The sequence below is a fragment of the Aestuariivirga sp. genome (assembly GCF_046093005.1).
Taxonomy (GTDB): Bacteria; Pseudomonadota; Alphaproteobacteria; order Rhizobiales; family Aestuariivirgaceae; genus Aestuariivirga.
In genome coordinates, this window is the sequence record NZ_JBJTER010000005.1 from 1 (window position 1) to 8,108 (window position 8,108).

General features: G+C 67.1%; 6 protein-coding genes and 1 pseudogene. All 7 read right to left on the minus strand.

Annotated features, from left to right (window positions below):
- On the minus strand, positions 1 to 2,037 hold a 2,037-nt coding region (locus ACKOED_RS00220), incomplete at its 3' end, for a phage tail tape measure protein (RefSeq protein ID WP_408914563.1).
- A 3-nt stretch (positions 2,038 to 2,040) separates the two neighbouring features.
- Positions 2,041 to 2,181 carry a hypothetical protein gene (locus tag ACKOED_RS00225; RefSeq protein ID WP_408914564.1) on the minus strand — a complete coding sequence of 47 codons (141 nt, stop codon included), beginning with the start codon at positions 2,179 to 2,181 and terminating at the stop codon, positions 2,041 to 2,043.
- A complete protein-coding gene (locus ACKOED_RS00230; protein ID WP_408914565.1) occupies positions 2,178 to 2,447 on the minus strand; it encodes a phage tail assembly protein in 270 nt (89 codons plus the stop codon). Before ACKOED_RS00230 ends, ACKOED_RS00225 begins: the two co-directional genes overlap by 4 nt.
- A 26-nt stretch (positions 2,448 to 2,473) precedes the next feature.
- Positions 2,474 to 3,004: a phage major tail tube protein gene (locus tag ACKOED_RS00235; RefSeq protein WP_408914566.1), complete on the minus strand. Its 531-nt coding sequence runs from the start codon at positions 3,002 to 3,004 to the stop codon at positions 2,474 to 2,476.
- 26 nt (positions 3,005 to 3,030) lie between these two features.
- Complete coding sequence (locus ACKOED_RS00240) at positions 3,031 to 4,743, minus strand: phage tail protein (protein ID WP_408914567.1); 1,713 nt, start codon at positions 4,741 to 4,743, stop codon at positions 3,031 to 3,033.
- A gap of 104 nt (positions 4,744 to 4,847) precedes the next feature.
- Positions 4,848 to 6,602, minus strand: coding sequence for a tail fiber domain-containing protein (locus ACKOED_RS00245; RefSeq protein WP_408914568.1), 1,755 nt, complete (start codon positions 6,600 to 6,602; stop codon positions 4,848 to 4,850).
- Positions 6,603 to 6,662: 60 nt separating this feature from the next.
- A pseudogene (locus ACKOED_RS00250) lies at positions 6,663 to 8,108 on the minus strand (hypothetical protein); the annotation flags it as partial.

An 8,108-nucleotide genomic window follows, 5' to 3' on the forward strand; every position in this document is an offset into this window, starting at 1 on the left:
CATCGGATCGCCGGACACCCCCTCGGCGCCGCCGAAGGAGAGCGCCGACCTGATCCGGCTTCCGATGCCGGAGACATAGTTGAGGAGATCGTTGGCGACGGAGACGATGCCGTCGAAGAAGGACTGCATCATCTGGCGGCCAAGCTCGTAGAGGCTCCCGATCGCCGCGGCGATCCTGCCCGGGAGCTCCGCGAACCAGCGGACGACATTGCCCACAGCCGTGCCGGCGGCCGCGCCCCATGCCTGCCAGGACGCAGGCGAGATCTCGAAGCTGAGTTTCGAGAGCCAGCCGAAGAGCGAGGAGACGGCCGATATGACCGGGTCGAGCATGGGACGGACGGGGCCCAGCGCCGCCATGAAGGCCTCGCCGAAGGCGGCGAACATCTGCCCGATGCCCTGCCAGTTGTCGTAAATGAACTTGCCGGCGACGGCGATGCCGATCAGGACCGCGCCGACGCCGGTCAGCAGCAGTGCGCCCCGGAGGGCGACAGCCGCCGCCGTGACCAGCCGCAGCGGGTTGAGCAGGCCGAGGATAGCGGAACCGAGCGCGCCGAACACGGCCCTGAGGCCGCCGGCGGAGCCCAGCATGGCCAGACCGAGGAGCGATCCCCGGAGGCTGGCCAGACCGCTCGCAAGCATGCCGAGCGGCGCCGTGATGGCCGCCGCCCGGAGGGCTGTCAGGGCCACGGCGACGCCCCTGAGCCCGAAGGCGAGCGTTGCCAGCATGCCGCCCTTGCCCATGAGCCCGAGGAAGGTGAGGCCCGCCAGGGCCGCCCTCAGCGCCACGAAGCCCGCCGTGATGGCGGCGAGCGCGCCGGAGACGCCCGGATACTGGCTGACGAGGGAGGTCAGCAGCTCGAGGACGGGCTTCAGCGCCCCCGCGATGCCGCCCAGCACCGGGACCAGGGCCTCGCCGATGCCGGTCTGGAAGTTCCGCAACGCGATCTGGAACTGTTTCACCTGCTCGACGCTGGTTTCCATCATGCGGGCGAAGTCGGCGCCGATCACGCCATCCGCCCTCGCCGCCCGGTCCCTGAGCCGGATATAGTCGTCAAGGCCGTTGAGCAGCGGGATGAGGCCCTTCTGCACCTGGGCGTCGGCGAAGAGTTCGCCCAGCCGCGACAGATCCCCGCCAATTGCGCTGTTGATGGCGCGGAGCGAGGCCTCCAGGGGGTCGGTACCATTGGCTCTGGCGTCCTTCAGCACCTTCTGGATATCGATGCCCGCTTCCCTGAAGTTTCCGATGGCGTCGTTGGACACGATCTTCTGCAGGATGTTGCTGAAGTTGGTGGCGGCTTCCGAGGCATCGCCCGCGCCCCGGCGCACGATCTGCAGGGCGGCGGCGATCTGGGCAAGGCCGCTCTCGCCGGTCATGCCCCTGGAACTGGCGAGCGCCGTGACCGACGGCAGATACTGCGCCATGTCGCGAAGCTCGAAGCCGCCCGCCTTGCCGGCCGCCGCCATGATGTCGAAGGACTTGCCCAGACCCTCGGCGGCAATACCCAGGTTGGACATCGCCGCAAAGCCTGCCTTCGACAGGTCCTCGAGGCTGGCGCCCGTCGCGGTTGCTGCCCGGGCGATGGACGGCATGGCCCTGGTGGCCCGCTCCACATCGAGGCCCATGCCGACGAGGAAGTCCTGCGCGCCGACGATGTCGGCGGCGAACTGGTTCATCTGCGACGAGGTGGCTCTCGCCGCCTCGCCGATGGCCGTCATCTGCGCGGCGGTGAGATTGCCCTTGGCGCCGATCCCGGCCAGCGCCCGGTCGAACTCCTGGGCTGCCCGCACCGGCGCGCCAAGCGCGCTCCTCAGGATGTAGAGCGTGCCCACGGCGTCCAGCATGCGCCCGCGCGCTTCATCGAGCGCCCGGTTGTTGCGGGTGATGGCGGCATCGAGCCGGTCCGGCAGCCCGATGGTGCCGGAGGCCACTTCCCTGACCGTGCGGGTGATGCCGCGAAGGCTGCCGGCGACGCGGCGCGCCGGGCCCGACACCCGGTCGAGCAGTTCGACGATGAGCTGGGAGGTCAGGCTGGCCATGCGTCAGTGCCCCTTGTTCCCGCAGAGCCGCCGGGCCTCGGCGTGCCAGAGCAGCAGTTCGGCCCAGTCCATGCCGTCGAAGGCGGTGATGGGCGTCGACAGCACATGCGCGGTATCCGCCACGACGCCGCGCCAGCCGGTCATGCCGGGCCCCTCGGCAAAAAACCGCCGAGCACCTCCGAGATCGAGGCGAAGTCGGCGGCATCCATCTCGTCGAGCGCCTCGAGCGGCAGGCCGCAGAGCACGGCCGCCATGGCGATGCCCTGGTCGATCTCGCTGGCCCCGGGCTCGCGCGCCTTTTCCATGGCACGCAGATCCCTCACCTTCGGGCGGCGGATGGTCACTTCGGCGATGGTCCTGTCTCCCAGCCTGAGCGGGTGGGAGAGCTTCACGCGGGCGGTGCCGGTCATTTGGTCGTCTCCATCTCCTGGAAAGGTCAGCCCTGGACGCGCAGGATGCGGCGCTCGTCGTCGTTCTGCGGCACGCCATCGAGCCGCCACTCGGCCGAGAAGAAGTCCCAGAACAGCTTCTCCTTCTCGTTGAACCAGAGCTCGTAATGCATGACCTCGTTGATCGCGTACTCGTGGCCCTGCAACTCGCCGCGCTGGAAGGCGTCGGACTCGATCTTGCCGAGGCGGCCCTCGATGATGGCCTTGGCCTCGATGGCAGCACCCGTGCGCTTGTCGCGGATCGCGCCATAGGCGGTGAACACCTTCTGGCGCGGGGAGCCGAGGCCGAACCGGGTCAGCAGATCGGGGTCCCAGCCATTGAGCTTGAAGGTGGGTTCCAGTTTCTGGATGCCCACCGCCACCTCGATCTGCACCCGGGATCCGCCGGCATGGTGGTCCTGGTAGATTTCCTGGAGCGGCGGCAGCTTGAGTTCGGTCAGCGTCAGGTGCTTCGATGCGGCGGGATCATGATCGCCACAAAAAAGATTTGCCGCCTCGAGAATATAGATGGTGCTCATGGCCTGATATCCTTTCTGTCTGGCGCTCAGCCGGTGACCGCGTCGATCTGGGCGAGCAGATCGTCGAGCAGCGCGTCGAGGGCGGGACGGTAGCGGGCGGACTGGATGCCGAGATAGCGCAGCACCGGGGCCTCCTCGGCGGCGAAGCTGACGGTGAACCGGCCCTGGCGCAGCTGCTCGGGCGAGTTCTGGTCGCGGGTGAACTTGACCTCGTAGCCGAGGATGTCGCCGTCGGCCTTGAGGTCGCGCATGGCGAAGCCCATGGTGTTGAGCACCGCCTGGATGGTCTGGCCGGTGAGATTGAACCGCCCGAGGTAGAAGCGGAGCGTGCGCAGGAACATCAGGTGGATGTAATCCCGTCCCCGCGTCACGTTGTAGAAGCGCCAGAGATCGTCTTCTCCCGCATTGTCGGTGCCGACATAGACGAAGCCTCCGCTCGCGATGGCGGTCTCGACGCCGAGTTCGCCGCGCAGCAGCACGCCGATGTTTCCGGCCAGCAGGCGCTGGCCCTCGGTGGCGCCGTCGGTGAGCGAGAAGCTGACCGGCCGCGACGGCCCGACGATGCCGGCGACCGGCTGGTTGGCCCAGGAATGGAACGGCCGCCCCTGCTTCTCGTGATCGCGCCGCACGCCGATGCCGATGACGGCGGGCGAGAACGGCCGGGTGACGGCCGCGCCGCCCGAGAGAACCCTGACGGCGGGATCGACCGGAATGATCCGGCCGTTGCTTAGCGTCTCGCGCCAGGCAATGGCCGCCGCCTCGGTGGTGGCGGGCCCGTCCACGACGGCATGGGCGAGAAGCTTGTTCAGGACCTCGGGCAGCGCCGCGCAGACGGCATTGGCGAGAGGCGCCACCGTTGCCGTGGCCGCCGCCGCCGTGCCGCCACCGCCGGAGAAGGCGATGGTGGGGGCCGAGGTATAGCCGGAGCCGGGATTGGTGATGGTGAGCGAGCCGACGCGGCCGGCCAGCACCGCGGTGCCTGTTCCGCCGGTGCCTGCACCGGTGATGGTCACGGTGGGAGGCGCGCTGTAGCCGGAACCCGGATTGGTCACGGTGAAGCCGGTGATGGCGCCTGCCGCAACGGTTGCGGTCGCCGTGGCCTGGATACCGCCAGCGGTCTGCGGCGCGGAAAGGGTGACGGTCGGGGCCGTGCTGTAACCCGTGCCGCCCGCCCCGACGGAGATCGAGCCGACGCCATTGGTGAGCACCGCGGTTGCCGCCGCGCCGGTCCCGCCGCCGCCCGAGAACGAGACGGTGGGCGGGGAGGCATAATTGTTGCCGGGGTTCGTCATCGCGATGGCGGACACCCCGTTTTCCTGCTGCGACGTGAAGCCCGGAGCGCAGATCAGGCGCGGGATGACGCCGAGGATGGCGCCCGCCTCGGTGAAGGCATGGATGCCGGTCTTGAGCGCGGAATTCCCCACGATGTTCTGAATGGTCGCGGCGGCACTGGCGCCCTCCGCCACGCGCACCACGACGATCTTCGCCGCCACCTGGAACTCGCCGAGCTGGGCGTTGATCAGGCCGATGGCGTCGGCGATGGTGCCGCCCGTGCCAAGTGCTGCGGAGAGCGCGGCGTCGTCGCTGTACATGAACACCGGCGTGCTGAGCGGAAACGACGTCGAGTTCGCGGCGGGCGCGGTGCCGATGATGCCCACGACGCTCATGTCGCTGTAGACCGCGGGCCGCGGCTCGCTGTCGACACGCGTGATCGAAATGCCAAATGCCGGATCGGACATCGGGTCTGCTCCTTGATGATATGCGATTGAACATGGCCGCAAAGGGCCTCGACGGTGGCGCTACAGCTAGGCGCGGGAGGTCAGGATGGCCTTCGCGCGAATGCTCAGGGATGGGCGGCCCTGTAGGCGTTGAACTCGGTCCGGAGAGACGCGAGATCGGCCTTCATCCGCCGCACCGCGTCCAGCAGCAGAACGGAGAGACGGGAATAGTCGACGTCTTCCGGCTCTGGATTAGCGAGCGGCGTCTCCACCCGTTCGCCGTCTTCGTTCGTGGTGACCGAGACAGTGCGGTAGCGGACCAGCCGCTTTTCGACCAGATCGACCTCTTCGGCGATCAAGCCGATGTGGGACCATGTCGCCTTGTCGTCGCCGTCGGCGTTCCTGCTGCGATACCAGACGGGGCGGAGCCTATCGATGGCGTGGTCGGCGAGTGCGGTGTCGAGGTCCTCCACATCCGTCTTGTACCTGATGGAAGACGAGGTTCGGCGGATATTGCCAGCCGATGTCACGATAACATTCGAGCCGCTGCCCGTCAGGTCATAGGTTGGCTGGCTGTTGAGGGCGCCGTTGAAACTGGAAGCGGTCAGGCTGCTGTAGCCGCCCGCCCGGAGGACCAGATTTCCCTGGTGGCTGACCAGGCGCAGATCGTAGACCGCGCCGTTCGTCCATACAGCAAATGACCCGATATTCACGCCATCGCGCTGGAGCAGAGCGATGTCGCCGTCGCTTCCGCGGCGTCCAGCAATCATCGACGGGTTGTTGTCCCGGTGAAAGTAGCCAGCACCGTCAGGCCCGAGAAGTATTCCGGAGCCACTGGCGCCGTTCCATACCGACTCGTTCGACGTACCTATCAGTATATTGCCGTACCACTTGATCCGCATGCGTTCGGCGTTGGAGGTGCCGAAGACAAGATCGCGTCCCGCGGCGCGGTCCCAGATATAGCTCCCACCCCCACTCGCCGCCAGGCCGGTCAGGAACTCCGCCCCGCCATAACCGCCGTTCACGTAGGATGCGTAGGTGTCGACCTGCGCGCCGTTCTGGACATATAGCTTCGTCTCTCCCGAGCCATTATAGATCTGCCGGTTTCCATACATCGTGAACGGAAGCGTGATGTGCGTTCCGGTGATGTCGACGCTGCCATTGGCGCCAAAGGCCATGCGTTCGGAACCGGCGGTTTCGTCGGTGATGACGAAGCGGCCATCGTCCTTCTGCATGACCCGCCAGTCGCGGTTGCCGTTCGTGTTGAATGGCTGAAAGGCCGCGTCAAGCCCGGTGCCACGGGCCTGAACCTTTCCGGTTATTGTCTGATGCCCGTTGAGTTCGTTTCCTCCCGAGATGTTGGCCTTTCCATTGAGCGAACTCTGGAGGTTCGTCACGTCGGAGATCGCATGGCCGTGCGACGCCGCCGCATAGGCGCCGGCCGCCTGCTTGCCGTCGAGCGCGGCCTGCAGCGCGGTCACCTCGGCGATCGAATGGCCATGCGCCGGCATGCGGGCCGGATTGAGCGTGCCGGACGCCACCATGGAGGCGTCGAAGGTAACGGGGATCCAGACGCCGTTCACGAAGCGCAGGAACATGTTGCTGACCGCGGCGGCCGTATCCACGTCGGACAGGGCGTCGAGCGCGATAGCCGAACCGGCGTTAAGCTTGGCATCGAGCGCGGCCTGCAACCCGGTGACGTTCGCAATGGCATGCGTGTGACCCGTCGCGGCCTTGCCCGCCACGGCGGTCAGCAGGCCGGAGACATCGCCGTCAATCGCGTTGAACGCCGCCCGGAGCCGGGCCACGTCCTGGTCGAGATTGTTGGTGGCGTGGGGAAGCTGATAGCCGCGATTAGCGGTTGTTTCATTGACAGGCATGCGCCGTCACTCCCGGGAGGCAGAAAGGTCAGAAGGCAGAAAGCCAGAATTTCAAGAATGTCAGATCGCGACGGCGCGCATGTCCTGAACCGAGGGCCGCGCCGCCGGGCCGCCGGTGAGCGTCACCCGGATGCGCCCCTGCACCGCGGTGACGGGCGCCAGCCGGTACTCGCGCTCGATCCAGCCGTCATCGAGGATGTCGGTCATGCTGACCGGCGCTGCGATCCAGGCATTGTCGGTCTTGTCGAAATGCACGGCAACCTCCGACCCGCCCGGCAGCCAGTGCTTCATGTAGGCCGACAGGCGGACCGCCGTTCCCATCTCCATGGCCCGTGAGACATAGGTCGCCGAGGTGGCGATGGTTCCGGCTACCAGAATGATGCCGGGGAACAGGACCGGGCTCATCCTGGCGGTGCCGGTCAGCACGGCGCGGAGCGTCACCGTTTCCGTCACGAAGGCGTCGAGCTCCCAGTTCACGTTGGGCGACAGCTTCTTGACCTCGCCGCTGGCCCTGACGATCTCGAAGGTCACACTGGTGTCGCCCGCCGGAATGAGCACCGAGGCCCGCGCCATGAGGTCGGAGGCATTGGTGAGCGGGAACGTGCCGAAGGATATGGTCCTGTTGACCGGCGAGAACCGGGCCGCCACGATCTGGAACGACAGATCGTCCTTCTGGTGCGCGGTCCATGCCGTGGCGGTCGCCGACGACAGCAGCATGCCCACCACATAGGGCTGGGCGCCGACGAACTGCTGCGCCACCGGATCGAAGCCGCCGATGCTGGCCAGCGCCAGCGCGTGGTCGTCGTCATTGGTGCGCACGATGAAGGCGTATTCCTGCCCGCCAACCACGTGAACCGGAACAGGGAAGCGGCATTGCACCCACTGCCCGACCGTCGCCGTGGTGAGGTTCACGAAAGCCTGCGCGATGCCCTCACCAGCCGGGAAGCCCAAATCGGTTTTGACCAGCTCGACCATGATGCCCCGGTTCTTGTCGCCAAAGGCAGCGAACTTGAGGTCGAACCCGGCGATCATCCGATCTTCCGACAGGATGAAGCTTTGCGCCACCGGGTCGGGCGAGCGGCTGGGCTCGAACCTTGTGGGCTCGCTCACCGGGCGCTGCGGCGGCCTCGGCGCGCTCGTGGTCGTCACGGTGCGGGTGATGAACCGCGTCGTGGTGGTGATGCGCTGCACCGTTTCAGCGTCATAATAGCCATTCGACACGAACAGGGCCTGGGCCCAGCTGCCGCCAGCGCCCTCGGCATAGATCATCGCACGGCCGGCAGGCATGTTCGCCGGAATGGTGAAGCTGAGCGTCAGCGTGCCAAGCCCGTTGGCTGTCTGCGTGCCGGGCGGCTTGACGCTGACGCCGGACATTTCCAGCCTGGCGAGGTTCTCGCCCGCGCCGAACCCGGAGATCGTCACGCTGACTGCGATCTGCCGCATGAAAGGCGACAGGGCCACGGCGTCGGACACGAGGTTTTCGTCGACGGACACCTGCTCGCGCAC